Source organism: Shinella oryzae (assembly GCF_023038235.1).
Lineage (GTDB): Bacteria > Pseudomonadota > Alphaproteobacteria > Rhizobiales > Rhizobiaceae > Shinella > Shinella sumterensis.
Map to the genome: position 1 here is coordinate 758,415 of NZ_CP081988.1, position 25,823 is coordinate 784,237.

The following is a 25,823-nucleotide window of genomic DNA, read 5'->3' on the forward strand; positions in this document are numbered from 1 at the left end:
CTGAAAAAGTTCCATCGCCGCGATATGCAACTGCGTCGCCGCCCTTAGACTCGTGGCCCGATCGCTACCGCCAATCACGAAATATTTCATCAGGGAACGACGGACGCAGATCGTGGTTGACTTGGCGCAGGCGAATGAACGCCTGCCTTTCTAAACCCAAGGAGAAGCATAATGCCGAACCAAGGCGGAACTCATGAACAGCACGTAAAGGCTGGTCAGCAGAGCCACAAGAACGATGATCAAAAACGTCAGGCTGCCGGAAGTCGCGACCAGAGCGGCGGTGAACGCGGCGGCAAGGGCAATTTCGCGAACGATCGCGAGAAAGCGTCCGAAGCCGGACGCAAGGGCGGAAAACACTAAACAGCCCAAAGATGGGACGGAGCCTGCCACGGATGTGGCAGGCGAAAGCCCATTTTCCCTCGGGAACGTTGCCCCTTTTTAATCGTTGAGGGCCGAACCGCATAACGGAGGATTAGGTGGCCAGGTTCTATTTCAAGATTCAAGACCAGGAAGGCGTACTCCTCCCGGACAGGGCCTTCGAATTTGAATCCGTCGCGGACGCGACGGAGCAAGCGAAAACCCTCTTGGCGGAAATGGCCCTCGACGGACTGCCCAAAGAACCGGTCGACAGCATTTCAGTCGAGTTGCAGGATGAGGACTTCAGGCCCTTGCTCACATTGCGTCTCCTGATGGAGACCCTCCCGCACGGCCAGTCGACTTTGCCATCGCATTCGCCGTAGTCGATTTCAGCCGGAGAATTATGTCTGTCCGACACGGCAGTCGACGCGGACTATAGCATTTCCGGTGAACTCCGGTTCACCGGAAATGCTATAGATTCCTGTTTTTACCGCATTATCCGACGCCGAAGCGACTTCGCTTCGGCTGGAAATGCTCTAGAACCGCATGGCGTCTTTACCGGCCGCTTTCGCATCATAGAGCAACGCGTCCGCCTCGTTGATCAGCTCGCTTATATCGCGCTTGGAAGAGCTCCACGTGCCGCCAATGCTCGTGCGAACGTCGGCGATGTTACCGCCGATAGGGATAGGCTCCCTCATACGCTCCATGATGCGTTTGGCCGCGGCCTCCCCTGTCGCGCGGCTTCCGGCGATAACCACGACGAACTCATCCCCACCGATCCGCGCGACGAGATCGTTTTCTCTGACAGCGGAGGTGAGGCGGGTTGCGGCGGTTTGCAGGACGATATCTCCCATGGCATGGCCATGAACGTCATTCACCTTCTTGAAGCCATCCAGGTCGAGCGCAAGAACGACGAAGCCGTCAGCCGACTGTAGAGTAGAGAATGCGATCGAAAGGCCACGGCGATTCAAGAGCCCGGTCAGCGCGTCCGTGCGCGCCGTCTCCTCCAGCATCTCGATCCTTCGCCGCTCCTCCGTGAAGTCGATCGCCATTCCAACGATCTTGACCGGCCTGCCTTCGCTGTCACGCAGCAGCCTCCTGTCGCAGCGCATCCAGCGTTCGCCATGGATGGTATCGAGACGATATTCAGCGACATTCTGATCGAGTTCTCCCGCGATCAGTGGCGTGAGGTCCGCCTGAGCGCCATCGTTCACATTCACCCTGTTGACGTAGCACTCAAGATCAAGCCGTGCAGCGGTTGGACCGCCGATAAACTGAGCCAGCCGGTCCGATGTCTCGAATTTTCCGGTGAGAATGTCCATTTGCCAGAAGCCGCCACGGATGGCTTCGAGCGCCAGTTCAAGTTGCGCCGCACGCTCGGCAAGCTGTCGCTCATGCTCCTTATGGCGGGTGATGTCTTCGATTTGCGATATGAAGCGCACGACCTTGCCGTGGACGTCGCGCATGGCCGCGATATGAATGAGGACGTGAACAATGTCGCCGAACGGCCGAACGTATCGCTTTTCGATCGTATAGCCGTCCCGCCTTCCCTGCAGCACCTGTTTGAACAGAATGAGATCCGCCTCGATGTCATCAGGATGGGTGAACTCCTTAAAGTGCATCCCGAGTATTTCTGCGACAGGAAGACCTAACAGCTTGGCGAATGCAGCATTGCTGCGGATAATCCGCCCCTCAAGATCCACCAGGGCGATCCCGATCGGAGCGTTTTCGAACGCAAAGTCGAAAAGCGCCAGACGGGTCCGGGGATCATCGGTGATATGGGGTTCCGCTGCCATCTTTCCTCCGAAGAACAAACATCACCAGAATAGATGTATCGCGCCTGGGGAAGGACAAGCGCGAAATCCTGTAACGCATGCACTTGCTGCGACGTTCGTTAACGCGCAGCTACCGCGTCCCGGTTCCATTTCACCAGCCGCGAGCTTGGATTGCTGGCAGTGCCCCGTGGATTTCCGATTTGGAGTGCCTACGAGGCCATCTCGGTCCAATATCGCGCAATTCCCCCTCGCGCGGACGCGAAATTTGCTTGGATTTATCGTTTTTGTCGAGGAACATTCCCGATTTTTATTGGTTTGCGCACGAAAACCGAGGAGGTCGTGAAATGCCAATCAAAGCGTGGAGCCAGCCTATCAAGATTCAAATCGGCTTCGGAAGCCGTCGTGTCGAAGGGCCTTTCCAGGCCTTGATCCACCTTGCAGAACACTGGCCACGACGCACCGGACCGCGATTTGTGCGGGCCGGAATCGCCTGTAAGGCCGCAGTCGAGGGGCGGATAGACGCGGAAGATGCGCGACATGAGTTCCTCGAGGCGGCGAAAGAGGTGGGTCTTTATCTTCACTGAATGCGCAAGGGATTGACTACAGACGTGTGCTCAGAAAAAGCGTAGCCCGACAGCGATGGCGGCAATGAAAATTGCCGTCCCGCACAGTCCAAGAGTGATCGCCACGACAGGAAACCGAGACTGAGGCGAATGGTTGGCTTGGAAGATCGGTCGCATTGCAGAGCCTTCATCACCCGAAACGTCAGGACGCTTCCCGTCTCGCTGTGTACTGCGAGCGGTCTCGATCTGCTCGCTCGTCATGGGCGTACCCGCGGCTTCCGCGTCCGTTTCGAGCGGGGCAAGGGCCGGGTCGAAGCAAAAGCTTTCGGCACTGAAAGACGCACCCGCATCCGATTTCGGTGCCGCCTACGTGTCGGCGCAGGTCAGGGCGTATGCCGCGGTCGGCGGACTTTACCAGGACTTCATCAAGACGGGAGAGGCCGGCGAGATCCGCGCCTTTGCAGAAAAACTCTATCCAGAAATGCACATGATGGAAACAAGGGTCAATTCTACATCTGCGCGGAATGTGGTCACGGACGGTGAAGACTGATGCTGCAATGATTTTAATAGAAGAAATGATCGCTCATGATCGCAACCTCTGCTCCGGCGTTGCGCTGTTCGTTTTTAAACCCCAGCAAAGATCGAACCAATGGCCCTCTCCCGACGCCTGCCGGATGCCAACCCTGATACGATCAAGGAACAGGTTGCAAGCCTCATTCCTGCGCTGCGTGCATTCGCGCGCACGTTCACGGTTAATCCAACGGACGGAGACGATCTCGTTCAGGAGACACTCGTTCGCGCCTTGCGCAGCCTGGAGAGCTTTCGAGCCGGAACGAGCCTCAAATCCTGGCTCTTCACCATCATGCGCAACACCTACTGCACGCAATATCGCAAGCGCGTCCGAGAAAGTCCTGGCGCAACGGACTGCGTGTCTCTCCAGCTTGTCACGGCCGCCGGGCAAGAATGGTCGATCGCCGAAAGCGAGGTGAAGGCCGCCCTTTGCCGATTAAGCGAAGACCAGCAGCAAATTCTCATCATGGTGGCAGGCTTCGGTTTCAGTTATGAAGAAGCCGCTTGCGTAACGGATTGTGCAGTCGGAACGGTCAAAAGCCGCCTCAATCGGGCGCGCGAAGCACTTGCGCAGGAAATGGGCGGCAACCCTCTCAGATGATTTCGTCGTCGCACTTCTTGGGCTTTTGATAAATTCGGAGAGGCGGTCCCGAGAATGGCGGGCGTCCATGACGCGGAACTTCGCAGACTGACTTGACGGGATGTCATCCGCTCGCAGGTCCACTGTCGAAGTCGATGATTGGTGTTCGGATGAAGCACGCCTGCACCATCACTTCATTCTCCTTGATCAATGGCATGGGGCGATGGTTGCTGCGTCGCGTTATCGCTTCCGCCCTTCATGAGGGCGATGGCGGCGATGGCTCCAATGACCAGAACCACGAGAATCACGGCGAGGAATGTACGCATGCCGGCCCTTCTTTTTAGGTACCTAACCACCATGAAGGCGGAACGTTCCCTGTTGCACCGGCGTGATCGCGAAGAAACGGCGTGCTGCCGGGCTGACAGCCCCTCGCTGAAAGAAAAGAAATCCTCCGATTTCATCGCTGACGATCAAGTCACCAAACCAGCCAGCCCGGCCGACGAATATACCTCGCCGGGCCGGCAGTCGTTGGATTTGGCTTGCCTCAGCAACGATCGATATAGCGGCGGCCGTAGCGGTCGCGGTAGTAGCACTGGCCGGGCTGATCCTGGACGTTGCCGATCAGCGCGCCTGCGACACCGCCGACGGCTGCACCCACAGCCGCACCACGGACGTTACCGGTTGCGACCCCGCCCACGACGGCTCCAGTTGCAGCACCGACACCGGCACCGCGTTCGGTGGCAGTGCAGGCACCGAGCGACAGGCCGATGCAGGCGATAAGGATCATCTTCTTCATTGTCACCTCCATGTTTAGACATCAGCCTAACCCCCGCAAGACGCTCAGGTTCCACAACGGCGTGGGCCGCGTCACAATTTTTCGAAAGACGGGAACAAAAGAGCGCCAATAAAGTCGGCCCGACCCGTCGCTGTCGGCGTTTCGTTCGGTCCGGGTGCGCGATCCCGCAATACAGCCTTCTGTTCACCTGAAATGAAGCGAAGGAATGCCGGCATCCAACCGGCCTGCCGGCAATTCGTTCCGCCGAAACCCCACGGGAACAAACGACGCTTGTCCAGGTTCGGACGGTTTAAAGGAGATCACCGATGAAAAAAATTCTGGCGACATTCACTCTGCTTACGATTTCCACCGCCGCCTTCGCGCAGTCGACGGCAGAAACCACGGGTGTGAATTCCACGCTGGGCATCCCGCCCACGACCGAGGACTTCGTGAAGGAGGCTTCGATGAGCGACATGTTCGAGATCGAATCGAGCAAACTCGCGCTTCAGAAGGGCGGAGATGCCACCAAGGCCTTCGCTCAGCAAATGATCGACGCGCACCAAAAGACGACAAGCGAATTAAAAGCCCTGCTCGACGGCGGCAAAGTGAAGGCCGTGCCTGCGACCGCCATGTCCGACGCCCAAACGAAATCGCTGGAGGAACTCAGAGGCCTTTCCGGAAACGACTTCGATGAAGCCTACCAGGATGAACAGGAAGACGCGCATGAAGACGCTGTCGATCTTTTCAAGCGCTACGGCTCGGAAGGTGATAACCCGGATTTGAAAGCCTGGGCTGCCAAGACGGTTCCCGCCTTGGAGCACCACTTGAAAATGGCCGAGGATCTCGAAGAGAAACAATAACGTCAGCGACATAAAATCGGTTATGGCAAGGCCCTAACGCTCTTCCGGCGGCGGAAGCGCTGGCGGAGTCCGGACCGTACGGCCAATCGACGTTCAGAATTCCCAAATCGCTTAATCGCTGCTTCGTAGAGCAGCGCGTTTGGTCATGGAGGCAGCCAATGGCGATTAAGCGGTATGAACTGAGCGCGGCTCAGTGGACAAAGATTTACTGGCAATCAGCTTGTGGTGAAGCGTGATCGATGACTTCCTAGAGAAGATCGCGCGCGGCGAGGTTGCGCATCAGGTGTGACGCGCCATAGGTCCAAGGCGCGCATTCTGTCGAAAGCATCACCCGGTTCACGAGTGAGCCGAGCTTTTCGTTGGAAATCGTTACCACGTCGCCGGCCTTGTGCGTGAAGCCATGGCCCGGCGTATCGCGATCCTGGACAGGCGCGAACAGCGTTCCAAGGAAAAGCACGAAGCCATCCGGATATTGATGGTGCCGGCCACATGTCTGCGCAACGAGGTCCAGCGGATCGCGGCTGATCTCCCGCATGGAACTCTTGCCGCGCATAACAAAACCGTCCTGTCCCGTGACGTGCAGATCGAGTTCGGCGTTGCGCACGTCATCGATCGAATAGGTGCGGTCGAAAAGGCGGATGAAGGGGCCGATGGCGCAGGACGCATTGTTGTCCTTCGCCTTGCCGAGCAGAAGAGCCGAACGGCCTTCGATATCGCGCAGGTTGACGTCATTGCCGATCGTCGCGCCCTTGACGACGCCCCCGCTATCGACCGCGAGCACGATTTCCGGTTCGGGATTGTTCCAGCGGGAACTCGGATGCAGACCGACATCGGCACCCGTCCCGACCGAGGACAAGACCTGCGCCTTCGTGAAGACCTCAGCGTCCGGACCGATGCCAACCTCCAGGTATTGGGACCAGAGGTTTTCCTCGATCAGCGCAACCTTGACCGCCTGAGCAGCCTCCGAGCCCGCCTTGAGATCGCGCAGGCTCATCCCGATAATGCCGGCCACCTTGTCGCGAATGCTTAAAGCCCGTGCGGGGTCTCCCCCAGCGCGTTCCTCGATGACGCGCTCGATCATGGAACGGGCAAAGGTGACGCCGCATGCCTTGACCGCCTGGAGATCGACAGGCGCGAGCAAATGAACATGCGAACGGTCAGGCTGCCGGATGGCGAGAAAGTCTTCGAGAGCGCCAACGTCCCGCCCCATAAGATCGCGCAGGACAGCCGCGGGATCGTCGCGCTGGAGAAGATCGCGAACCGTCGGGAGCTCTTTTGACGTGACGTCCAATACGCGCCCCTCGCGGATGGTCACCAGGATCGGGCCTCCCGCTTCCGGCGACCACGCCCGGCCAACGAAGCAACCTTCTTCATGCCAGGCCATGGCTATCCTCCGGAAGAATGCGCATGACGCCTTCGATCTCCACGGTCATCCCGTTCGGAAGAGAGCCCATGCCGACGGCCGACCGGGCGTGCTTGCCACGCTCACCGAGCACGCGCACGAGCAGGTCCGAGCACCCGTTGATGACATCTGCATGCCGTACGAAATCGCTCTTCGCCCGAACCATCCCGAAGATCTTCACGACCTCGATCCGCTCCAGACCGCCCGCCGCCTTGTCGGCGGCGGCCAGAAGAGCAAGCCCGATACCCCGGGCATGCTCATAGGCCTGGTCGATCGTGACATCCTCTCCCACCGTCCCGGTGATCCAGTCACCGGAGGTGGTTCTCGGCCCCTGCCCTGAAAAGTAGAGGACATCGCCACACTGGCGGAACGGGATATAGTTTCCGCCAGGGCTGAACTCCTGCGGAAATTCGAGCCCCAGTTCCTTCAAGCGATCGACAGCGCTCATCTTTCGTTTCTCCGACGAAGGCCGTCGGCGATCTTCTCGCCGATCATGATAATGGAAAGATTGGTGTTCGCCTGGCAATCGAGCGGCATGACCGAAGCATCTGCAACGAATAATCCGCGTACGCCGCGCACCTTGCCGGTCACGTCGACAACGCTTGCGGGGTCACCGTCCGCACCCATGCAGCAGCCACCCGCCCCGTGCTGGGCATCGGAGGACTGTTCGAGCAGGAAATCGTCGACCTCGTCGTCCGTCGCGGTGTTCAGCCAGTCCAGCGGCAGATCGGAATTCCCGAGCAGCATCCGCTGGGCGATGGTTTGCAGCGGCTGCTGTTTGCCGATCTCGCCGAGATGGCGATAGGCGACACGCATACGCTCCAGATCGTTCGGGTGGTCCAGCATGTTCTCGTCGATGATCGGCTGGTCGAGCACATGTGGCGAGGAGAGCTGCACGGTGCCCCGGCTTTTCGCCTCCATCAGGATCAGATTGATCATGGACTCGCCGAACTGCGCGCGATCGGACTCGACGCCAACACCGCCGTGGTTCATCGCATTATAGAGGATATCCTGCGGTGTGCCGCCGGCAACGCCGGAACTCATCTTGACGCAGCAATTCGTGTGGCGGGCATTGACGTCCACCGCCTTGTATTCCGGCTTCAGCTTCAGTTCGATGCGGCAATAGGGGTGATCAAAGAAGCTCTCTCCGACCGGCAGATCGGCGCGAACGTCTATGCCGTGCCGGGCAAGCAGAGCCGCCGGACCGATCCCGGACCGCTGGAGAATGGCAGGGCTGTGAATGGCACCCGCCGAAAGCACGACGAGCGGCGCCGAAAATTCACGTCTTTCATTGCCGACAATCGCCACGACACCCGTCGCCGCCGGGCCAGAAAACAGCACCGTATCGACCAGCGCTTCGCCGATGATGGTGAGATTGGGCCTGCCCCGCGCAGGCTCCAGATAACCGTCGCTAACGGCGACACGTTTGCCGTCACGGCTGTTGATCGCGAAGGTGCAGACACCCTCAGCATCTGGCGCGTTCAAGTCATCGCACCACGGATGCCCCAATGCCATCGCGCTGTCACGCATTGCCTTGTCCACATTGCCCCAGCTCTGGAGCGGAGCCCTGTAGATCGGGATCGGGCCATCATGACCGTGATAGTCGGCGTCGATGGGATCGTCTTCCAGCTTTTTGAAATAGGGCAGCACGTCGCGACCCGACCAGCCTTCGCAACCCATTTCCGCCCAACGATCGAAGGCATGCAGCGGTCCACGAATGGCAATCTGCGCGTTTACCGCGGACGACCCTCCTATCCCCTTGCCACGCCAGTAGATGCGGTGTTCCTGCTTCTTGGTTCGCCGCGCCATGAGGTCGGTGTACATGTACCGGTCCTGAAAGTGCTTCGGCAGGATCAGGTTGAAGGGATTGGCGCTCTGCATCTCTACGGGTTGCTCGGCGCTGCGATAGTTCGGTCCCGCTTCCAGCAACAGAACCCTGCGATCCGCGTCCTCGCTGAGGCGAGCGGCGAGGACAGCGCCGGCTGACCCGGCGCCGACGACGATGACGTCATAATGCATTGTGATATCCTCTCGGGTGTGGCCGCCTGTTCCACTTCTGGCGGGGCATTGTCAGATCAATTTAGAATTTGCGCGAACATGCCACCGTCCACGACAAGGTCGGTTCCGGTGATGAAGCGGCTTTCTTTCGTCGCCAGGAAAAGAATGGCAGCGGCGACATCTTGCGGCTGCCCGGGACCGCCTGCAGGCAGCACTCGAGCGAAAATCCCTTTTGTCTCATCGCTTTCGAAATTTGCAGCCGTTGCGGGTGTGGTGATCGGCCCTGGCGCCACCATGTTGACGGTGATGCCGAACCGCGCCACGTCGACAGCCGCCGCGCGCGCCAGAAGACGTATCCCGCCCTTGGTCGCGGCATAAGGCGCCGCTTCACGTTCTGCGGCGAAAGAATTAACGGACCCGACCAGAATGATCCGCCCCTCGATGCCACATGCGATCATGCGGTTGGCCGCCGCGCGTGACACGAGAAAAGACCCCGTGAGGTTGGTGTCGACATACTTTTGCCAAGTCGCGAGCGAGACTTTATGAAACGGCGCACTCGCCCCGAGCGTGGCTGCCGCATGGACGACCACGTCGACAGCACCCCAACGCTCCATTATGTTGTCGAATGCCGCTTCGACATCACCTTCCTGCGAGACGTCGCAGGCGACCTCCCAGAGTGTATCGGTCGCCCTCTGAAGGGTCGCGTCGAACGCGCGGTCGAGAACGGCCACACGGGCGCCTTCGCTCAGAAATGCCTCAGCAGTCGCGGCGCCAATACCACTTGCACCGCCCGTTACGACCACGACCTTGCCGTTGAACCTCTTCATTTCAGCATCTCCGGATTATAGTTTCACAAGCTGCAGCGGCGCCGGCGGGCTCATCGCCTCGATGAGGTCGAGCGCGGCGTGTACATGACGCTGGCCGGCCGAAACCGTGAACATGCCATGGCCGGGAAGCAGACCGTCGAATGGCTGCGCGGCGATGGTCCGCATGCTCTCGCAGGATTGGGCGATGTCGAAATCGTGGGTCGCTTGGTAGATGATGCGACCCGAATGAAACAGCGCGTCGCCCGAGGCAAGAAATCCGGTATCCGCAAACCTCACCAGGTAGGACATGTGATCGGCGCTGTGTCCCGGTGTTGGCAGTGCGGTGATACGCAGCCTGCCGATTTCGAGTATCGAACCGGGATCGACGATGTGGTCCGGAACCGGGGGCGTGTAGCGGTAGTCTGCAGGATAGACACCGGCTCTGCGCGCGGCATCCAGGCTGATGCCAGCCTCGCCCATGGCAAGCGCATCGGCAGTCCCGTCGCCACAGACGATATGCGCTTCGCACAAGGCACGTATCGCCGCTGCCCCACCGGAATGGTCCGCATGGCCGTGCGTCAGAAAGACGTGCGTGATGTCGTCGAATGACAGCCCGTCTGCTTCCATGACCGCGCGTATCCGGGCGATGTCGCGACCAGCGCCCGTATCGAACAGCACGAGACCCGCGCCGGAATTGAAGAGGTAGCAGTTGCAGTCCAGATCGTCGCTCAGGGCGCAACCCTGTATTCCGGATGCGACGAGATGAACATGTTCGGCTATTCGCATGTGTTGGCTCCCGACCGCTATTGACTGGGCTCGGTTACATAGTGTGCGAGGCGGCGCATGAAGTTGAGGCACTGCTCCAACTGGTCCACCGCGATCCACTCGTCAGCGGCATGTGCCTGCTGAATATCGCCTGGTCCGCACACGACTGTGCTGAAGCCAGCTTCCTGATAAATGCCCGCTTCCGTGCCGTAGGATACGGCAGACGAACGGTTGTGGTCCGCAAAATTCATCGCCAGCGACACGGCATCCGATACCGGGACCCCGACCAGCGGCGGTGTATCATAGGCAACGGTCGTTGTGATCGACGGAACCAGCCCGCCCGCATCAGCGTATCGCTTCATCTTCTCCGCAACATGCCGGTCGAAGGCGCGCCGGATATCCAAAAGTTGCTGCGGGAGGATCGGCCGGATCTCCCAATCGAACACGCAGCTTGCCGCGACGATGTTCCGGACCTGCCCTCCCCTGATGGCACCGACGTTGATGGACGGATAGGGGTACGGAAAAGCGGCATCGGAGGCACCCTGCGTCAGCTGCTCGCCAATCGAGGCAAGTTCACTTACAAGCTCGCTGGCGATCTTGATGGCACTCTGCCCCAGATGAACCTGCGACGAATGGGCGGGCGTGCCAACGATTTCCGTCGTGAAGCCAACAGATCCTTTGTGACGATCGACGACGGCCATGGATGTCGGTTCGCCCACGATGATGGCCGCCGGCCGGATGTCGGTCCGTTTCAGGAAGTCGACAAGTTCCCGCGCACCATGGCAACCGACCTCCTCATCGAACGTGACGGCAATATGCACAGGGCGGCGCAGTTTTCCCTGGCGAAAAAGCTGGCTTGCAGCCATGACACACGCGAGAAAGCCCTTCATGTCGGTCGTTCCGCGGCCGTAGACGCGCGTCGTATCGCGAGTCAGCGAAAACGGCGGTCGCGCCCAATTCTGTCCTGCCACCGGCACGACGTCGACATGCCCGGAGAGCACGAGGCCTCCGCTGTCACCGTCACCGAACGTCGCCCAGAGGTTTTCCTTCGGCTGATCCGGACTGTGCAGCCGTTCGACACGCGCACCGTTTTCGGAAAGGAAGTCGCTGATGAATTTGATGACCTCCCCATTCGGTTCGGAGCTTACCGATGGGAAGGACACCAGCTTCGCCAGAATGTCGATCGCGGCGCCGAGAAGCGGCTCCTTTCCGGGAAGATCATGGTCGCGCATGGCGGGTGTCACGTTCAATTTGCATGTTCCTTAAATACTTTGCGACGAACCGACAGCATGCCGGCGTCACAGAGAAGCGCCGCAATGACGAGTGTTCCCTTCATCAAGTCCAGGCTGGACGGGTCGATCCCGACCACGCGCAGGGCATTCGAAAACAGACCCACGATCAGCGTTCCCATAACGACACCCATGACAGCGCCACGGCCACCGAAAATGCTCGTACCCCCGAGAACACAGGCGGCGATGGCGTCGAGGAGAAGCGACTGCCCGCCGAGATTCGGCGTGACGATCGGCGTCCGGGCAATCAGGGTGACGACCGACATGAAGGTGAAGCCAGCAGCGACCACATAGGTCAGGAGATAAATCCGGCCGGTCGGGACATTTGCAAGCGCGGCGGCCGCCGGATCGGATCCGGTTGCATAGACGCGAAGGCCGAACCGCGTATGGTGCATCAGCACATAGGCGACCAGAACGACGAGCGCCGCGAAGATCAAGAGCACCGGGACGTTCCCAAGACGGGTAATGCCGAGGAATTTCAAGGTCGGATCGCTGAGCACATAGACCCCACGCTTGGCCATCAGCAGGCTGAGCCCCTGAATGCAAGACATTGTCGCAAGGGTCGAGACAAAGGCCGGAATGCGCAGGATGCTGACAAGGGCACCGTTCACAAACCCGATCGCCAGGACGGAAAGAAGACCGCCGCCCAGGGCAACCGGCAGATCGACACCCGCCGTCAGCAGGCTGGCGACCACGATGCTTCCGAGGGTGACGGCAACACCTGCCGACAAGTCGATCCCCGCAGTCACCAGCACGATGAACGCACCAAGGGCCAGCATGAGCACCGGCACGCTCTGTGCTAGCACGTTGATCAGGTTCTCGGGTGCCAGGATGCGCGGGTCGATCAGGCCGCAGACCAGAACGGTCACCACCAGGAGCGCAAGTGGCCCTATATTGCTGAAAAGCTTACCGGGCGCATTCATATCCGGGCGTCCTCTCTTGCGGGTTCAGCGGAGCCGAAAGCAAGCTCCATGACAGACTCTTCACTGGCACCCCGGGGCAGCTCACCCACGCTCACGCCGTTGCGAATGACCACGATGCGATCGGACACGCCAAGCAGCTCGGGCAGTTCGCTCGAGACCAGCAGGATCGCGGCGCCTCGGGCCTTCAAATCGCCGATGACCTTGTGGATTTCGGACTTCGCGCCGACATCGACGCCGCTCGTCGGTTCGTCCAGCAGGACGATCGCCGGATTGACGGCCAGCCATTTCCCGATGACGACTTTCTGCTGGTTTCCGCCGGAGAGGTTGGCGACCGCCTTGCCCGGCGCCGGCGGCCGAATGTCCAGCTGCCGGATCATTGACTGCGCGACTTCGCGCACGCCGCGTCTTGAAACAACGCCGAACCGCGCCTGACGCTGCATCCAGAGGAGACCAAGATTATCCGCGATGCTGAGGCATCCGACGATCCCTTCAACATGACGGTCTTCCGGGATCAAGGCGACGCCCCGCTCCGCAGACATGCGCTGATGACCGGGCACCAAGGGCTCGCCGCCAAGCAATATCTCGCCCGAAACGTGACGGTCCATACCTGCGATGCAGCGCAGGATATCCGAGCGGCCACTTCCCATCAGTCCCGCCAGACCGACGACTTCACCCCGCCGAACGGTCAGAGACACGTCTTTCGCCAGACCGCCCGCCATGGCGCGCAACCGTATCATGTCCGCACCAAGATCTGCGGGGCTCCATGGGAAGACATTTTCCAGGTCGCGTCCCACCATCATGTGGACCAGTTGACGCTCCGATGTTTCGGAAAGTGCAACATAGCCGACGAGATGGCCGTCGCGTAGGACGATGGCACGGGAAGCCAGCGTCTTTACCTCCTCCATCTTGTGGGAGATGTACAGGACAGCGCAACCCTTCGCACGCAGCGTGGCGATGATCCCGTAGAGCTGATCGCGTTCGCGATTGCTGAGCGCACTTGTCGGCTCGTCCATCACGACCAGCCACGCTGATGCCATCAGGGCCTTTGCGACTTCGAGCATCTGCCGCTGACCGACAGTGAGGCTGCGTACCGGCGCATCCACGTCGCAGTCGAGGCCTACTTCGCCCAGCACCTGCTCCGCCCTTCGCCGCATCACCGATCTGCGAAGCCAGAAGCCGGAAACGGGCTCTCGTCCCAGCGAGAGACTTTCAGCGACTGTGAGATCGGGTACGAGACTGAAATGCTGATGGATGACGGCAACGTCCTTGCGCGCATCGCTCTTACCATCTTCGCCGCCGATAAAGGCGATAACGCCGCCATCCGTCTTGTGCACGCCGCACAGGCATTTGATGAGGGTCGACTTGCCGGCGCCGTTCTCGCCCATCAACGCGACCACTTCGCCGCTTTTGAGCGCGAAGGAGATATTGTGCAGCACCTTCACGCCGCCGAAGGATTTGGAAACGCCGGAGACATCCAGGCGGCGTTCGCTTGTGATGGCAGCGTCCGAGCGTGCAGTGGAAGCTCCTTCGACCTTGGCGAAAATCTGCCGCTTCCAGGCTAGGTCACCGCGGGCGAGAACGGCACCGAGGATCATGAGGCCTGAAACCATGTAGATGATCTGCTGGGAAACCTGGAGGAAGGACAGCCCGGCATTGATCGTACCGATTGCGATCGCACCGAGCATCGTTCCGGTTACGGAACCCTTGCCACCAGCGAGACTTGCCCCGCCGACCACGGCGGCGGTGATGGCGGCAAATTCCAGGCCAGTGCCGGCGAGCGGCTGGGCGGAACCGAGCCGCCCGATACCGATCACGGCCGCGAGACCGGCGGAGACGCCGCACAGCACGTATGTGGCAGTCTGCGTCCAGCGAACGTTGATGAGCGACGCGCGCGCGGCCGCGGCGTTGCCGCCGACAGCATATATGGATCGCCCCAGCACCGTCCTGCTCAACAGAAAGCTCCAGCCAATGCAAAGCACGATCGCGACAAGGAAACCGGCTGGAATGCCGAGCACGGTCGCCTGACCGGCCCAGAGCATGGTGTCATTCGTTACGAGGATGCTGGACGCCTGAGAGACGCTGAGCGCAGCACCCTTCGCAAGCGCCATCGTTCCGAGACTTGCGATGAACGGGCTGATGCCTATCACGGCGATCAGAACGGAATTAATTGCGCCGAAGAATGCGCCGGCGAGGCAGGCGGCAAGAATGCCAAGCAGGCCCGAGCCTGTGGCCTCCACAGTCATGGCGGCGACTATGCCCGCAGAAGCCATGATGCCACCTACCGAAATGTCGATACCGCGTGCGATGATAACGGCAGTCATGCCGAAGGCGACGATCGCCACGATCGCACTCTGCTGGCCGATGTTGAGAAGGTTTGCCACCGACAGGAAGGCCGGATGCGCAAGGGCGAACCCGGCAACAGCGAGGCCGATCAGCGCGACGAGCAAAAGCTCGTCGCGCATTTCCGTGAAGGTTGACGGTCGTTCAACCTTGCCCGGGCCAAAGTCGCGCTTTTCTTGCACCTTGGTCACGTTTTTGTCCTCGCGTCAGTTTTCGACGCTCATGGCCGATGTCGGCTGCTGCGGGCCGAATTCGCTGGAGTAGTCGACACTGACCTCATGGGCCCTCTGCGGAGTGATGTAGTCGAGTTTCTGCCCGGCCTTCGCCAGTTCCGCCGCCGACGCGTCCGTCGCGATGAAGTGGGTCGGCATGTAGAGATCCCTGGGAAGCTCTTCCTTGTTGGCAAGACGTGCGGCGACAGCAACGTTCCAGTAGCCGACGCGATAGGCACCGGTGAGAACGTCAAGCGACATGGCACCGCTCTCCATCAGGGGCGCCATTTCCGCGTCGCCGTCATAGCCGGCGATCTTCAGGCTTTTGCCCATCGTTTCCGCAACGGAGTTGGCGCCGAGGCACATCGTGTCGGAGATGCAGGAGAGACCCTTGAGGTCAGGGTAGGTGGTCAGCCAGGTCTGCGCGATGTCCGCGGCCTTCGACGGATCCCAGCCGGCAGGCTGGATCCCGACGACTTTGACGTCCGGGAACTCCTTGGCAAGCGTATCGGTGAAGCCCTTTTCGCGTGTATCCGAGACATAGTTGCCGCGCGCGCCAATCAGGAGCGTCACTTCACCCTTGCCGCCGATCGAATGAGCAAGGGCGCGTGCGACTTCCGCCATATTGCCGTAGTCGGGATAAAGCGTCGCATAGTTGCCGGCGCCTTCGACCTTGTTGCCCATCGTGATGACATTGATACCGGCATCCTGCGCCTTCTTGATCACCGGAACAAGGGCGTTCTTGTCGAGCGGATCGATCAGGATCGCGCTGACCTTCTGGTTGATGAAGTTCTCAATGAGCGAGACCTGCTTTTCCGGGCTTCCCTCGGCACTCTGCCAGGCGGTCGAGACACCATAGTCAGCGGCAGCCTTGTCACCGGCCTCCTGCATGCGAACGAAAAATGAACTCTGAAGGTCGATCGCGACGATACCGATCGTTGCCTTGTCCTGCGCCGCCGCAGGTGAAACATAGAGACCGAAACCAAGCGCGGAGGCGAGGAATGCCTGGGTGAATTTTGCGATTGCCATAATAGTTCCCTCTGGCTGACAAACGATTGCGGCGGATGATTTTTATGTGACATCTCCAAGCCGCCAAGCTTGAGATGATGACAAATGGCACCACATTTGGTTTCATATGTAAAGCTCATTTCTTATATGAAACGCTAATTGCGAAAAAATGGAGACGTGATAATGTCTGAGGAAACCACCGGCGGCGACAAATCGTATTCGGCCCCGGCCTTGGAAAAGGGGCTCGATATCCTTGAAAGCCTTGCGGAAAAGGAATCTGCCGTTTCACTGCGCGAACTTGCGGAGCGTCTTGGCAAGAGCAAGAACGAGATATTCCGGATGATCCACGTTCTGATCGCGAGAGGGTATGTGCAGCGCGACAGCGATACGGACGAGCTGACCCTCAGTCCCAAGCTCTTCGGCCTCGGCCTGCGCACGCCGCAATCGCGCACGCTCCTGGAGGTCGCGCTACCCGAGATGCGGGTTCTGGCGGAAGAGGTGAACCAGGCGCCCCATCTCGTGGTGATCTACAAGGGTCGCACGGTGATCGTCGGCTCCATTCCGACCACGTCGGACGTCACGTTCAACCTTCACCTCGGATACGGACGCATCGCTTCCGAAGCCGCCAGCGGCAGGGTCATCATGGCGTTCCAGCCGCAGGAAAAGCGGGCGCTGATGCTGAAGGATTGCAGGAGCCACGGTGGAAAACCGTTCGACGACGGCTCGATGAACGCCATTCTGGACGACATCCGGCAACAGGGCCACATCCTAGGTAAAAGTACGGATTTCCTTGGAATTACCGATATCTGCGGCGCGATCACAAATGCTGACGGCGATGCGGTGGCCAGCATCATCGTCCCCCATGTCGACCGCGTCTCGGACACGGACGACCTCTCGCAGGTTCTGAAAGCCGTGAAGCAGACCTGCAAACGCATATCGCAAAAACTGTAGCAGAACATGGAGCTCGCAGAACAATGACGGATGCCGCCACGCACAGCACCAATGTCTTCGACGCGCGGTTCCGCGGCATCCCGCCAGGCGAGGTTCTGTCTGCAGCATCCATCAAATCGAAGAACTGGTCGCCCGCCCGGGGTGACATGCCACTGCCCGTCCTTACGCTCGATACCCCGGCATTGCGCGCAAACGCGACCGGCTTTCTCGATTATGCCAACGAGGCCGGTGTGCTCCTCGCGCCCCATGCGAAGACACCCATGATGCCGACCTTTGCGAAGATGCTGATCGAACAGGGCGCCTGGGGCGCGACGGTTGCCAATATACAGCAGCTCCAGACGCTGCTGGAGGCGGGCATCACGCGTCTTGTCTATGCCAGCCCGCCCGGCGGCGCATCGGGAGCCCGCCATCTCATCAACGCTTTGAAAGCATTTCCGGCGGCCGAAGTCTTCATCTTCCTGGATTCGGTCGAGGGCGTGGCAGCGTTGGACGCCGCCATGAGGAATATCGGCAACGCAAGAGTCTCCGGGCTCGTTGAGCTAGGCTTCGGGCGTACGGGAGCGCGGACGCTGGAAACGGCGATCGCGATTCGCGATGCGATCCTTGCGACGGAAGGACAGATAGAGCTCGCTGGTGTGGCGACCTATGAAGCCGCGGCCGTGGACGGGAGCGATTATCGGCATGCATTTGATGAACTCTTCCAACTGGTGAGCCACGCGTTCAGTGCCATCCGTGATGTCGTTGGTTCGGAAAAGACGATGACGATCACGGCCGGCGGCTCGATGTATTTCGACGAGGTCGTCTCCAGGCTCGGGCCAATCGCGCGCGAAGGCAATGCCCGCCTCGTGCTGCGCTCGGGCGCCATCTTTTTTTCGGATGACGGGCTTTACAAGCGGGCGCTGGAAGCCGTCGCGGCGCGAGGCATCACCGGACAGGTGGCGCGATCGATCAAGCCCGTCCTTTCGCTGTGGACAGAGGTGCTTTCACAGCCGGAACCGGACCTCACGATCTGCGGCTTCGGGATGCGTGATGCACCCAACGATCAGGGCGTGCCGATTATCCGCAGAGCCTTTCGCGATGGCCAACAAATCGACCTTTCAGACCCGGCGCCGGTCGTCGAAAAACTGAACGACCAGCATGCCTTCGTTCGTGGAAGCGCGGCATTGCGCGTCGGTGATGTTCTGGAACTGGGAATCTCGCACCCATGCACCGCACTCCAGCGCTGGCGCCTCGTCTATGGCATCGACGAACAGGGCCTCATCGTCGACATCCTGACGACCCATTTCGGCTGAGGCATTTCGGAAATGACAACCCTTCAGGACAGTTTCACCCTCTCGGCGATCGGCATCAACGTGACGGTCGATATGACCGTTGGGCATATATCGCAGTTCGAAGTCACGCGGGCTGGACGCCTTTTTTTCCCCCTTCCACCGGGCACCCTGGATCGGCGAGCCGCTGGCCACGGACATTCCTGACCACCTGAGACGCCTTTCCATCGATTTCTTCTGCGCGCCTTTTGGCCTGTCGGATGTCGAGCCGGCGCCCGCCCATGGATGGTCCGCGAATGCGCGATGGGCCGTGCGGGATGTCGAACATCTGCCGGATGGCATGCGCGTGCGGTTCACGCTCTCGGAAAAAATCCTGTCAGCGACACTGACGAAGACGTTGACTGTCCGCGACCATCACCCCTTTCTCTATCAGTCCCATCGCTTTGAGGGCGGCGATGGCCGCATGCCGGTCGCCTATCACGCGATGATCGATCTGCCCAACGGCGGGGTCGTATCCGTTTCGCCCAAAATGCGCGCGGAAACCATGGCCGAACCACTGGAAACGGAACCGGCCAGGGGACGCTCGATCCTCGCGTATCCCGCCGCTTCAAAGGACCTTGGAAGGTTTCCCCGTGCCGATGGCGGGTTTTCCAATCTCCTGCGCTATCCACTGGATGAAGGGCATGTCGACCTCGTCATGCTTCACGAGCAGCCGGCAAATCTGCTTGGATGGGCTGTCGCCGCGCGGCCGGTGGAAATGGACATGGCACTGATCCTTAAACCGCCTCATATGCTGCCAAGTACGGTCCTTTGGTACTCGAACGGCGGTCGCTTCTACGAGCCGTGGTCCGGCCGACATAGAGGCGTTCTTGGCATTGAAGAGGCTGCAACATTTTTTGGATACGGCCATCGGGCATCGATCGCCCCGAATACCCTCTCTCAGTCGGGGATCCCGACGTCCATAGATGTCAGCGGAGCCGAGATCAGAACCATCATCGGCGCCTGCGATCTTCTTGGAAGCGGCGTAATCCAGTCCATCGCTTGTGACGAGACCAGCCTTTCGCTCGTGTCATCAGACGGCTTGACGCATCAGCTCGCATTCGACGGCCATTTTCTCGCGCACGAGAGGTCCCCGCGAAGCTCGCGATAGGAATAAGCGCACGGCAAGCTGCTATCACCATAAGACCATCCCGGTGACGCTATGGAAGCTGATTGGCTCTAAAAGCCAGTAGGCGCCGAGACCGACGACAATGACGACCGCGACGAACGCTAAACTCAGGGCGCACGGGGCTCCATGTCCCTTACGAGCTGTACTTAGATCCTATCTCCGATCAGGGAGCTAAAGATCTTCAGGAAAAGCCGACCAGCGATCGCTTGCCAGGTCCATATCTTAGCATCTCGGACCGCGCGTCCGGCTCGCGGGCGAAGGAGGCCGAACCGCTGCAGTCATATGGCTACGATAGATGTCGATTGGCCCTACTGCTCTGTGCAAATCCGATCGTTATAGGGTCAGGCTGAGCGGACGGTTCGGCTTGCATAGGCGGTGCGGAGGCGCTGCTGGTTCAACGCATCCTGCTTGGGCGCAATGCCGAAGGTCCTCGAATATTCCCGACTGAACTGCGACGCGCTTTCGTAGCCGACCTTGTAGGCGGCCTCGGCAACATTGACCGCCTGCGTGACCATGAGCCGGCGCGCCTCCAACAGACGCAGCTGCTTTTGAAACTGGAGCGGCGTCATCGAGGTCAATGCCTTGAAGTGCTGGTGGAAGGACGACGGGCTCATCCGCGCAATTTCCGCCAGATGCTCGACGCGAAGCGTGTCTGCAAAGTTCGTGTGCAACGTCGATACGGCCCTGACGACGCGCTCGATATTCGATTCCGGCAAGGCCAGTTTGCAGAGCTCACCGCCATGGGGGCCGCTCAACAGCCAAAAGCAGATTTCGCGCACGATCGAAGGCGCCAGGACAGGGATTGCTTTCGGTGTCGCCAGCATTCGGACCAGACGAAGAATGCAGTCTGCCAACGGTTGATCCACTTTGGCGACAAAGGCACAGGGGCCCGACTCTTCTACCTGCGCCGGCGGCGTGTCCAGTTGCTCGAGAACCTCCCGCAACGTGGCGACGTCGAAATCGATCATGACGCCGACATATGGAGCCTCTTCGCTTGCCTCCACGATCTGGCCTGTCGCGGGAACCCCGACGCTGACGACAAGGCACTCCATCGTTCCATAGCTGAGACGCTGATCTCCGAGATGCAGTTCCTTGCCGCCTTCCAGCACCACGCAAAGCGACGGCCGATAGATGTTGCGCATCGGCATCATCGACTGAAAGGACCGCACGATATTGAAGCCTTCGATCGCGGTCGGAAACAGCCCCTGGCCACCTCCCTGCTCGTCGATATACGCCATTACGGCATCCAGCAATGGCCTGTTCACGTTTGGCTCCCGACCCTTCATGGGCCAGGAAAACACCTGACCCCGCGCCGGCATTGTCACGCCTTTTGCAGGAATAGGCAAGTTTCTTGAGGGTTCAGGCATTCTGGTCATGGGACACTCCATCTAGCTTATGGGTGCAACCAAGCGAGGAGTAGTCTCAAGATGGCAGAAATCGCCGCAGGGTCAAGAGATCCTTCCACGAAAAGGGTGTTCTCTGAAGCATCAAGCCGTGAATACGCAAGCAGATGGCGGATCGTCGCCATCTGCGCCGTGCTCCTCCTGATCAATGCATTGTCGCAGATCGATCGAATACTTCCCTTCATCCTCTCGGAAAAGATCAAGGCCGACTTATCTCTCACGGATACCCAGATGGGACTGCTGACCGGTCTCGCCTTTGCAGTCTGTTATGCCCTTCTCTCATTACCGCTTGCGCGCGCTGCGGATAGAGGATCACCGCGACTTGTGCTGGTGTCCTGCATCCTGCTCTGGAGCGTCATGACCACACTCGGCGGCTTCGCAGCAAGTTTCGCTTTTCTCGCGCTGACCCGCTTCGGTGTCGCGTTCGGAGAGGCGGGAGCGGTTCCGGCGGGCCACGCATTGATCGCGCGCAAGATCGAACCGGAACGACGCGGCCTTGCGATCGGCCTTTTCGCAATGGGCATCCCGCTTGGAACGATGGTGGGTTTTGCAGCGGGCGGCGCCATTGCGGACATCTTCGGCTGGCGCGTCGTGTTGATGGGCGCCGGCGTCATCGGCATCCTGGTCGGCCTGTTGACGGCGCTTGTCGCAGGCCCGACGCCGCGCTTGCCGCTTACGACCACCCGCAGCGAACCTTTCCTGCGGACAAGCCTCGATCTCTTGTCGTCTCCGGCTTTTCGCTGGCTGTTCCTGGGCACGGTTTTCCTCGGCTTTGCCGGTGCGCCCTTCTACGCCTTTTCCATACCCTTCCTGATACGGACCTATGGCTTTACCGCAACCGAGGTCGGCGTGTCCTTTGGCATGCTGCAGGGGCTGATGGGCATCATCGGCACGCTGGGCGGTGGGCGCTGGTTCGATCACGCGGTTCGCTCGGGCTCCGGCAGGGTGCTGGGCCCTCCGGCAGTTCTCTTCCTGCTCGCCAGCCTGACAACGACGGCGGCGCTGTTTGCTCCGGCCGGCTGGATGTCGATCGCATTGTTCGTCCCGGGAATGCTGTCGTTCTCCTTCATGCTGCCCTGGGGATTTGGCGCCGCGCACCTCGTCGCCGGGCCGGGCCGGCAGGCCCAGGCGTCCAGCCTCGTGATGATCGGGAGCGGCCTTGCCGGTCCGGCGCTTGGACCACTCTTCGTGGGCATTATCAGCGATGCCGCAAGTGCAGCCGGCATTTCCAACGGTCTGGGACTGGGGCTCTTGATCGTGCCCCTCGCCAGCGTCCTGTCGGGCATCACCCTGCTCATCGCAAGTCGCCGCATCGGCATCTTCCTTCGCCAGCACCCAACTGAAACTTAAAACAGCGTTCAGGAGCCTCCCATGAAATACAAAACCCTGGGCAATACAGGTCTATTCGTCTCGGAGCTTTGCCTCGGCACGATGACGTTCGGAGGCAAAGGCCTCTGGTCCAACATGGGCAACGTCCAGCAGGGCGACGCCCAGGCTTTGATCGCGCGTGCTCTCGAGCACGGCATCAATTTCATCGACACTGCGGATATATATTCGAATGGCGTCTCCGAGGAGATGATAGGCCAGTCGCTCAAGAACCTTGGCGTCAGGCGGGAAGACGTGGTCATCGCCACCAAGGTCTGCGGTCCGATGGGCCCCGGACCGAACGAAGCGGGCAATTCACGGGCTCATATCTTCGACAGCATCAAAGCCAGCCTGAAGAGGCTCCAGCACGATTACATCGATCTATACCAGCTTCACAATTTTGACGACGTGACGCCGATCGAAGAGAGCCTTGAGGCGCTCGACAGTCTCGTCAGGCAGGGCCTGGTTCGCTATGTCGGCGTTTCGAACTGGTCGGCGTGGCAGATGGCCAGGGCGGTAGGCCACAGCGAACGCCTCAATGCCGTGAAGATCGCAACGTCGCAGAATTACTATACGCTTGCCGGCCGCGATATCGAGCGCGAGATCGTACCATTCCTCGATGCCGAGAAGCTTGGGCTTCTGGTGTGGAGCCCGCTGGCCGGCGGTCTGCTCAGCGGCAAGTTCGGCCGTGGCCGGCAAGTCGAAGAAGGCAGCCGCCGCAGCACCTTCGATTTTCCGCCGGTCGCCATGGATCGGGCATATGACATAATCGAGACCATGGAGCGTATTGGCGCGAGGAAGGGCGTGAGCGCCGCGCGGATTGCGCTCGCCTGGCTCTTGCATCAGTCCCGTGTCACGAGCGTGATCATCGGCGCGAAAACCGTCAACCAGCTCGACGACAGTATCGGCTCCACGGAGGTCGCGTTGAATTCCGACGAGATGGCCGAACTCGACAAGGTCAGTAGGCTCCCACCCGAATATCCAGCCTGGATGCAGCGAAGCCGTCACGTGCCGGCAAGGCCACCGCTCGGCAAGATCGTCGACGCGGCTCAGTAAGCCCGGCTTTTCGCTCCGCAATTCAGGATTCATGAGGTCGCGTCCCCCCCTACAGCGACCTTTGTCCGCCGCAGGGCCCCTCCCCGCCGGCCCTGCGGCGGACACACCCGCCCGAAAGAAGGAACTGACAATGTCGAAATACTGGACGCTTGATGACATGCCATCACAGACAGGCCGCACGATCCTCGTCACCGGAACGGGTGGCTTGGCTTTCGAGGACGCCATCGCATTGGCCGGCGCCGGTGGTGACGTGATCCTCGCAGGCCGCAATCCGGCGAAAGGCGCCAGCGCCATCCGCCGTATCAAGGAAAACGTGCCTGGTGCTGCGGTAACGTTCGAGCAGGTCGATCTCGGCAACCTCGCGTCGATCGAGGCACTTGCCGCAAGACTGAGAGGCAGTCGCGCTCATCTGGATGTGCTCATCAACAATGCGGGCGTCATGACGCCTCCCATCCGCAAGACGACGGACGACGGCTTCGAATTGCAGTTCGGCACCAACTATCTCGGCCACTTCGCCCTGACAGCCGGATTGCTGCCGCTTCTGATCAATGGCCGGGAGCCGCGGGTCGTGACATTGTCCAGCATCGCGGCAAGCACGGCCGATGCCGCAATCAACTTCGACGACCTGCAGGCAGAGCACGATTACAAACCGATGCCGGTCTACAGCCAGTCGAAGCTGGCGTGCCTGATGTTCGCTCTGGAACTCCAGCGGCGCAGCGAGAAGGCCGGTTGGGGTATCTCGTCCATTGCGGCCCATCCCGGGATATCCCGCACCGACCTTCTGCACAACGCACCGGGCCGGCGCAGCGCTCAAGGCCTCCTGCGGTCGCTGTTGTGGTTTTTGTTCCAGCCGGCGTCCCAGGGGGCGCTGCCGACCCTGTTTGCAGCGACATCACCGGATGCACGTGGCGGCAGCTACTACGGTCCCGACAAGCTTCAGGAGACACGCGGCCACCCAACGGAAGCTCGGATACCAAGGCAGGCAATGGAAAACCATGTCGCGCAAAGGCTCTGGGAAATCTCGGAGAGGCTGACCGGCGTTTCATTCGAAGAGCCGCGGGTGTCGTCGACAACCGTCGAACCGGTTACGCAATCCCTCGCTCGGGAAGGCTAAGGGATGGACCCGCTCGCAAATCTCGTCGATTGGATAGCGCTGTATGGGATCATTGGCCTTCTTACGGTCGGCCTTGCGGAGCGCTTCGTTCCTGCACTTCCGTCCCACGGCATCCTTGTGACCATCGGCATCGCATCCCATGATGATGCCTGGTCCATCCACACCGCTGTTGCCGGCACGACCGTCGGCAGCTTTCTAGGCGCCTTCGCACTCTATTTCCTTGTCCGCGCGCTTGGAAAATCGAAGTCCGCCGCGATTCTCTACACAGTCGGCAAATGGGTCGGCCTTTCACGAGAACGCATCGACCGAATAGTGTCATCCCTGCGCGGCCGGGAACGGTTGATCATCACGACGTCACAACTCATCCCGACCATACGTCTGATTTCGCCATTGGCCGCGGGGCTCCTGGGAGCGAGTGCCATGAGGTTCGCCTTCGGCCTGGCGGCCGGCATCGTGTTGTGGAACGGGCTGTTCATCGCCGCCGGCTATCTGGCCGGACTCGTACTGCCCAGCATCAACTCATCAGCATTCGCACTCAAGACCATGGTGCTTCTCGTTGCCGTGGAGGTGATCGTCGCCCTGATATTCCGTCTGCAGTTTCGGCTCACGAAGCAGCTTCGTCGAGAGGGAAATGCCCGATGACCGGCAAAGCGGCAGACGCAGTCCTCTTTTTTCGCGCCTGGCTCTCCGCGCCGCTGCAGGTCGCCTCGGTGACACCCTCCGGGCGGGCACTCTCATCGCTGATGACCTCCGAGATCTCGGCCGATACAGGAACCGTCATTGAACTCGGGCCGGGGACAGGCGTATTCACAGAGGCGCTGCTCGATCGCGGTGTTGCGGAATCCGATCTTGTTCTCGTCGAATACGGCATGGAATTCGCCGCCAAGCTCAGCCTGCGCTTTCCCGCAGCCAGAACCATCCAGATGGACGCTGCGCACCTGCGCAAGGTAACGGTGCTGCCCTCGGCATCGGTCGGCGCTGTCCTGAGCGGTCTGCCTCTCCTATCAATGCCGATGCGGAAAGTGATCGCGATTCTCGAAGGTGCTTTCTCGCATCTTCGCCAGGAGGGCGCGCTTTATCAGTTCACATATGGCCCGCGATGCCCGATACCGAGACCGCTCCTCGACCGGCTCGGCTTAAAGGCGACGTTTGTTGGACGGACGTTCGCGAACATCCCGCCCGCGGCCGTCTATCGTATAAGCAGGCGAAAGCCGCGCCCCCAACACGTTTGGACAAGCGTGCCGCAAACGCCAGATAACGGGACAACCTAGAATC

The 25,823-nt window shown here is 60.2% G+C and carries 27 protein-coding genes; 14 read left to right on the forward strand and 13 right to left on the reverse strand.

Annotation, left to right across the window (positions count from 1 at the left end):
• Positions 1-171: 171 nt before the first annotated feature.
• Positions 172-360 carry a KGG domain-containing protein gene (locus tag K6301_RS19675; protein ID WP_134646449.1) on the forward strand — a complete coding sequence of 63 codons (189 nt, stop codon included), beginning with the start codon at positions 172-174 and terminating at the stop codon, positions 358-360.
• Positions 361-476: 116 nt separating this feature from the next.
• Positions 477-740, forward strand: coding sequence for a DUF6894 family protein (locus K6301_RS19680; protein ID WP_134646447.1), 264 nt, complete (start codon positions 477-479; stop codon positions 738-740).
• 153 nt (positions 741-893) lie between these two features.
• Here the strand turns inward: K6301_RS19680 and K6301_RS19685 are convergent, their stop codons facing one another.
• Positions 894-2,153: a diguanylate cyclase domain-containing protein gene (locus tag K6301_RS19685; RefSeq protein ID WP_247222241.1), complete on the reverse strand. Its 1,260-nt coding sequence runs from the start codon at positions 2,151-2,153 to the stop codon at positions 894-896.
• 323 nt (positions 2,154-2,476) lie between these two features.
• On the opposite strand from K6301_RS19685, the gene K6301_RS19690 reads away from it, so the two are divergent.
• From K6301_RS19690 to K6301_RS19700, 3 genes are all read left to right on the forward strand, one after another.
• Positions 2,477-2,716, forward strand: a complete 240-nt coding sequence (locus tag K6301_RS19690) for a DUF982 domain-containing protein (protein WP_247222242.1) — start codon at positions 2,477-2,479, stop codon at positions 2,714-2,716.
• Positions 2,717-2,849: 133 nt separating this feature from the next.
• Positions 2,850-3,245 (forward strand): DUF4142 domain-containing protein, encoded by a 396-nt coding sequence (locus K6301_RS19695; RefSeq protein WP_247222243.1) that lies wholly within the window; start codon positions 2,850-2,852, stop codon positions 3,243-3,245.
• Between the two features lie 99 nt (positions 3,246-3,344).
• Positions 3,345-3,866, forward strand: a complete 522-nt coding sequence (locus K6301_RS19700) for a sigma-70 family RNA polymerase sigma factor (protein WP_247222244.1) — start codon at positions 3,345-3,347, stop codon at positions 3,864-3,866.
• Between the two features lie 173 nt (positions 3,867-4,039).
• On the opposite strand, the gene K6301_RS25035 is transcribed toward K6301_RS19700, so the two are convergent.
• Positions 4,040-4,171 (reverse strand): hypothetical protein, encoded by a 132-nt coding sequence (locus K6301_RS25035; RefSeq protein ID WP_281505906.1) that lies wholly within the window; start codon positions 4,169-4,171, stop codon positions 4,040-4,042.
• A 218-nt stretch (positions 4,172-4,389) separates the two neighbouring features.
• Positions 4,390-4,641 (reverse strand): glycine zipper domain-containing protein, encoded by a 252-nt coding sequence (locus K6301_RS19705; protein WP_134646443.1) that lies wholly within the window; start codon positions 4,639-4,641, stop codon positions 4,390-4,392.
• Positions 4,642-4,946: 305 nt separating this feature from the next.
• Between K6301_RS19705 and K6301_RS19710 the strand changes: the two genes are divergently transcribed.
• Positions 4,947-5,480 (forward strand): DUF4142 domain-containing protein, encoded by a 534-nt coding sequence (locus tag K6301_RS19710; protein WP_247222246.1) that lies wholly within the window; start codon positions 4,947-4,949, stop codon positions 5,478-5,480.
• Between the two features lie 247 nt (positions 5,481-5,727).
• Here the strand turns inward: K6301_RS19710 and K6301_RS19715 are convergent, their stop codons facing one another.
• The 9 genes from K6301_RS19715 to K6301_RS19755 are packed head-to-tail and all read right to left on the reverse strand — an operon-like array spanning position 5,728 to position 16,244.
• Entirely contained in the window at positions 5,728-6,864 is a 1,137-nt protein-coding gene (locus tag K6301_RS19715) for a fumarylacetoacetate hydrolase family protein (protein WP_247222247.1), read from the reverse strand.
• Positions 6,851-7,330: a RidA family protein gene (locus K6301_RS19720; protein ID WP_247222248.1), complete on the reverse strand. Its 480-nt coding sequence runs from the start codon at positions 7,328-7,330 to the stop codon at positions 6,851-6,853. The genes K6301_RS19715 and K6301_RS19720 overlap by 14 nt, the downstream gene beginning before the upstream one ends.
• On the reverse strand, positions 7,327-8,901 hold the full coding sequence (locus K6301_RS19725; protein WP_247222249.1) for a GMC family oxidoreductase: 1,575 nt from the start codon (positions 8,899-8,901) through the stop codon (positions 7,327-7,329). The genes K6301_RS19720 and K6301_RS19725 overlap by 4 nt, the downstream gene beginning before the upstream one ends.
• A 56-nt stretch (positions 8,902-8,957) precedes the next feature.
• Positions 8,958-9,707 carry an SDR family NAD(P)-dependent oxidoreductase gene (locus K6301_RS19730; protein ID WP_247222250.1) on the reverse strand — a complete coding sequence of 250 codons (750 nt, stop codon included), beginning with the start codon at positions 9,705-9,707 and terminating at the stop codon, positions 8,958-8,960.
• 15 nt (positions 9,708-9,722) lie between these two features.
• Positions 9,723-10,472 (reverse strand): MBL fold metallo-hydrolase, encoded by a 750-nt coding sequence (locus K6301_RS19735; RefSeq protein WP_247222251.1) that lies wholly within the window; start codon positions 10,470-10,472, stop codon positions 9,723-9,725.
• Between the two features lie 17 nt (positions 10,473-10,489).
• On the reverse strand, positions 10,490-11,695 hold the full coding sequence (gene argE, locus K6301_RS19740) for an acetylornithine deacetylase (protein WP_247222449.1): 1,206 nt from the start codon (positions 11,693-11,695) through the stop codon (positions 10,490-10,492).
• A 2-nt stretch (positions 11,696-11,697) separates the two neighbouring features.
• Positions 11,698-12,663, reverse strand: coding sequence for an ABC transporter permease (locus tag K6301_RS19745; RefSeq protein WP_247222252.1), 966 nt, complete (start codon positions 12,661-12,663; stop codon positions 11,698-11,700).
• Positions 12,660-15,194, reverse strand: coding sequence for an ATP-binding cassette domain-containing protein (locus K6301_RS19750; RefSeq protein ID WP_247222253.1), 2,535 nt, complete (start codon positions 15,192-15,194; stop codon positions 12,660-12,662). The genes K6301_RS19745 and K6301_RS19750 overlap by 4 nt, the downstream gene beginning before the upstream one ends.
• Positions 15,195-15,209: 15 nt before the next feature.
• Positions 15,210-16,244 (reverse strand): sugar ABC transporter substrate-binding protein, encoded by a 1,035-nt coding sequence (locus K6301_RS19755; RefSeq protein ID WP_247222254.1) that lies wholly within the window; start codon positions 16,242-16,244, stop codon positions 15,210-15,212.
• A 162-nt stretch (positions 16,245-16,406) separates the two neighbouring features.
• Between K6301_RS19755 and K6301_RS19760 the strand changes: the two genes are divergently transcribed.
• The 3 genes from K6301_RS19760 (at position 16,407) to K6301_RS19770 (ending at position 19,592) form a co-directional block, all read left to right on the forward strand.
• Positions 16,407-17,174, forward strand: a complete 768-nt coding sequence (locus K6301_RS19760; RefSeq protein ID WP_247222255.1) for an IclR family transcriptional regulator — start codon at positions 16,407-16,409, stop codon at positions 17,172-17,174.
• A gap of 23 nt (positions 17,175-17,197) precedes the next feature.
• Positions 17,198-18,466 carry an alanine racemase gene (locus tag K6301_RS19765; protein ID WP_247222257.1) on the forward strand — a complete coding sequence of 423 codons (1,269 nt, stop codon included), beginning with the start codon at positions 17,198-17,200 and terminating at the stop codon, positions 18,464-18,466.
• 79 nt (positions 18,467-18,545) lie between these two features.
• Complete coding sequence (locus K6301_RS19770; RefSeq protein WP_247222259.1) at positions 18,546-19,592, forward strand: aldose epimerase family protein; 1,047 nt, start codon at positions 18,546-18,548, stop codon at positions 19,590-19,592.
• Between the two features lie 359 nt (positions 19,593-19,951).
• Here K6301_RS19770 and K6301_RS19775 read toward each other — a convergent pair whose 3' ends face one another.
• On the reverse strand, positions 19,952-20,896 hold the full coding sequence (locus K6301_RS19775; protein WP_425475434.1) for an AraC family transcriptional regulator: 945 nt from the start codon (positions 20,894-20,896) through the stop codon (positions 19,952-19,954).
• 141 nt (positions 20,897-21,037) lie between these two features.
• On the opposite strand from K6301_RS19775, the gene K6301_RS19780 reads away from it, so the two are divergent.
• The 5 genes from K6301_RS19780 to K6301_RS19800 all read left to right on the forward strand — a co-directional run bounded on the left by K6301_RS19780 (position 21,038) and on the right by K6301_RS19800 (position 25,819).
• Positions 21,038-22,363: an MFS transporter gene (locus K6301_RS19780; RefSeq protein ID WP_247222260.1), complete on the forward strand. Its 1,326-nt coding sequence runs from the start codon at positions 21,038-21,040 to the stop codon at positions 22,361-22,363.
• Positions 22,364-22,384: 21 nt separating this feature from the next.
• Positions 22,385-23,434 (forward strand): aldo/keto reductase, encoded by a 1,050-nt coding sequence (locus K6301_RS19785; RefSeq protein WP_247222261.1) that lies wholly within the window; start codon positions 22,385-22,387, stop codon positions 23,432-23,434.
• Positions 23,435-23,564: 130 nt separating this feature from the next.
• Positions 23,565-24,548 carry an SDR family oxidoreductase gene (locus K6301_RS19790; RefSeq protein ID WP_247222262.1) on the forward strand — a complete coding sequence of 328 codons (984 nt, stop codon included), beginning with the start codon at positions 23,565-23,567 and terminating at the stop codon, positions 24,546-24,548.
• Between the two features lie 3 nt (positions 24,549-24,551).
• A complete protein-coding gene (locus K6301_RS19795; protein WP_247222263.1) occupies positions 24,552-25,190 on the forward strand; it encodes a DedA family protein in 639 nt (212 codons plus the stop codon).
• Positions 25,187-25,819: a class I SAM-dependent methyltransferase gene (locus K6301_RS19800; RefSeq protein ID WP_247222264.1), complete on the forward strand. Its 633-nt coding sequence runs from the start codon at positions 25,187-25,189 to the stop codon at positions 25,817-25,819. The genes K6301_RS19795 and K6301_RS19800 overlap by 4 nt, the downstream gene beginning before the upstream one ends.
• Positions 25,820-25,823 lie beyond the last annotated feature (4 nt).

Coding starts and splice junctions, on each gene's coding strand:
- K6301_RS19785 (WP_247222261.1), top strand. CDS start 22,385: ATGAAATACAAAACCCTGGGCAATACAGGTCTATTCGTCTCGGAGCTT.
- K6301_RS19710 (WP_247222246.1), top strand. CDS start 4,947: ATGAAAAAAATTCTGGCGACATTCACTCTGCTTACGATTTCCACCGCC.
- K6301_RS19775 (WP_425475434.1), bottom strand. CDS start 20,896: ATGAAGGGTCGGGAGCCAAACGTGAACAGGCCATTGCTGGATGCCGTA.
- K6301_RS19790 (WP_247222262.1), top strand. CDS start 23,565: ATGTCGAAATACTGGACGCTTGATGACATGCCATCACAGACAGGCCGC.
- K6301_RS19700 (WP_247222244.1), top strand. CDS start 3,345: ATGGCCCTCTCCCGACGCCTGCCGGATGCCAACCCTGATACGATCAAG.
- K6301_RS19685 (WP_247222241.1), bottom strand. CDS start 2,153: ATGGCAGCGGAACCCCATATCACCGATGATCCCCGGACCCGTCTGGCG.
- K6301_RS19675 (WP_134646449.1), top strand. CDS start 172: ATGCCGAACCAAGGCGGAACTCATGAACAGCACGTAAAGGCTGGTCAG.
- K6301_RS19705 (WP_134646443.1), bottom strand. CDS start 4,641: ATGAAGAAGATGATCCTTATCGCCTGCATCGGCCTGTCGCTCGGTGCC.
- K6301_RS19755 (WP_247222254.1), bottom strand. CDS start 16,244: ATGGCAATCGCAAAATTCACCCAGGCATTCCTCGCCTCCGCGCTTGGT.
- K6301_RS19690 (WP_247222242.1), top strand. CDS start 2,477: ATGCCAATCAAAGCGTGGAGCCAGCCTATCAAGATTCAAATCGGCTTC.
- K6301_RS19780 (WP_247222260.1), top strand. CDS start 21,038: ATGGCAGAAATCGCCGCAGGGTCAAGAGATCCTTCCACGAAAAGGGTG.
- K6301_RS19765 (WP_247222257.1), top strand. CDS start 17,198: ATGACGGATGCCGCCACGCACAGCACCAATGTCTTCGACGCGCGGTTC.
- K6301_RS19720 (WP_247222248.1), bottom strand. CDS start 7,330: ATGAGCGCTGTCGATCGCTTGAAGGAACTGGGGCTCGAATTTCCGCAG.
- K6301_RS25035 (WP_281505906.1), bottom strand. CDS start 4,171: ATGCGTACATTCCTCGCCGTGATTCTCGTGGTTCTGGTCATTGGAGCC.
- K6301_RS19715 (WP_247222247.1), bottom strand. CDS start 6,864: ATGGCCTGGCATGAAGAAGGTTGCTTCGTTGGCCGGGCGTGGTCGCCG.
- K6301_RS19730 (WP_247222250.1), bottom strand. CDS start 9,707: ATGAAGAGGTTCAACGGCAAGGTCGTGGTCGTAACGGGCGGTGCAAGT.
- K6301_RS19725 (WP_247222249.1), bottom strand. CDS start 8,901: ATGCATTATGACGTCATCGTCGTCGGCGCCGGGTCAGCCGGCGCTGTC.
- K6301_RS19800 (WP_247222264.1), top strand. CDS start 25,187: ATGACCGGCAAAGCGGCAGACGCAGTCCTCTTTTTTCGCGCCTGGCTC.
- K6301_RS19745 (WP_247222252.1), bottom strand. CDS start 12,663: ATGAATGCGCCCGGTAAGCTTTTCAGCAATATAGGGCCACTTGCGCTC.
- K6301_RS19795 (WP_247222263.1), top strand. CDS start 24,552: ATGGACCCGCTCGCAAATCTCGTCGATTGGATAGCGCTGTATGGGATC.
- K6301_RS19735 (WP_247222251.1), bottom strand. CDS start 10,472: ATGCGAATAGCCGAACATGTTCATCTCGTCGCATCCGGAATACAGGGT.
- K6301_RS19760 (WP_247222255.1), top strand. CDS start 16,407: ATGTCTGAGGAAACCACCGGCGGCGACAAATCGTATTCGGCCCCGGCC.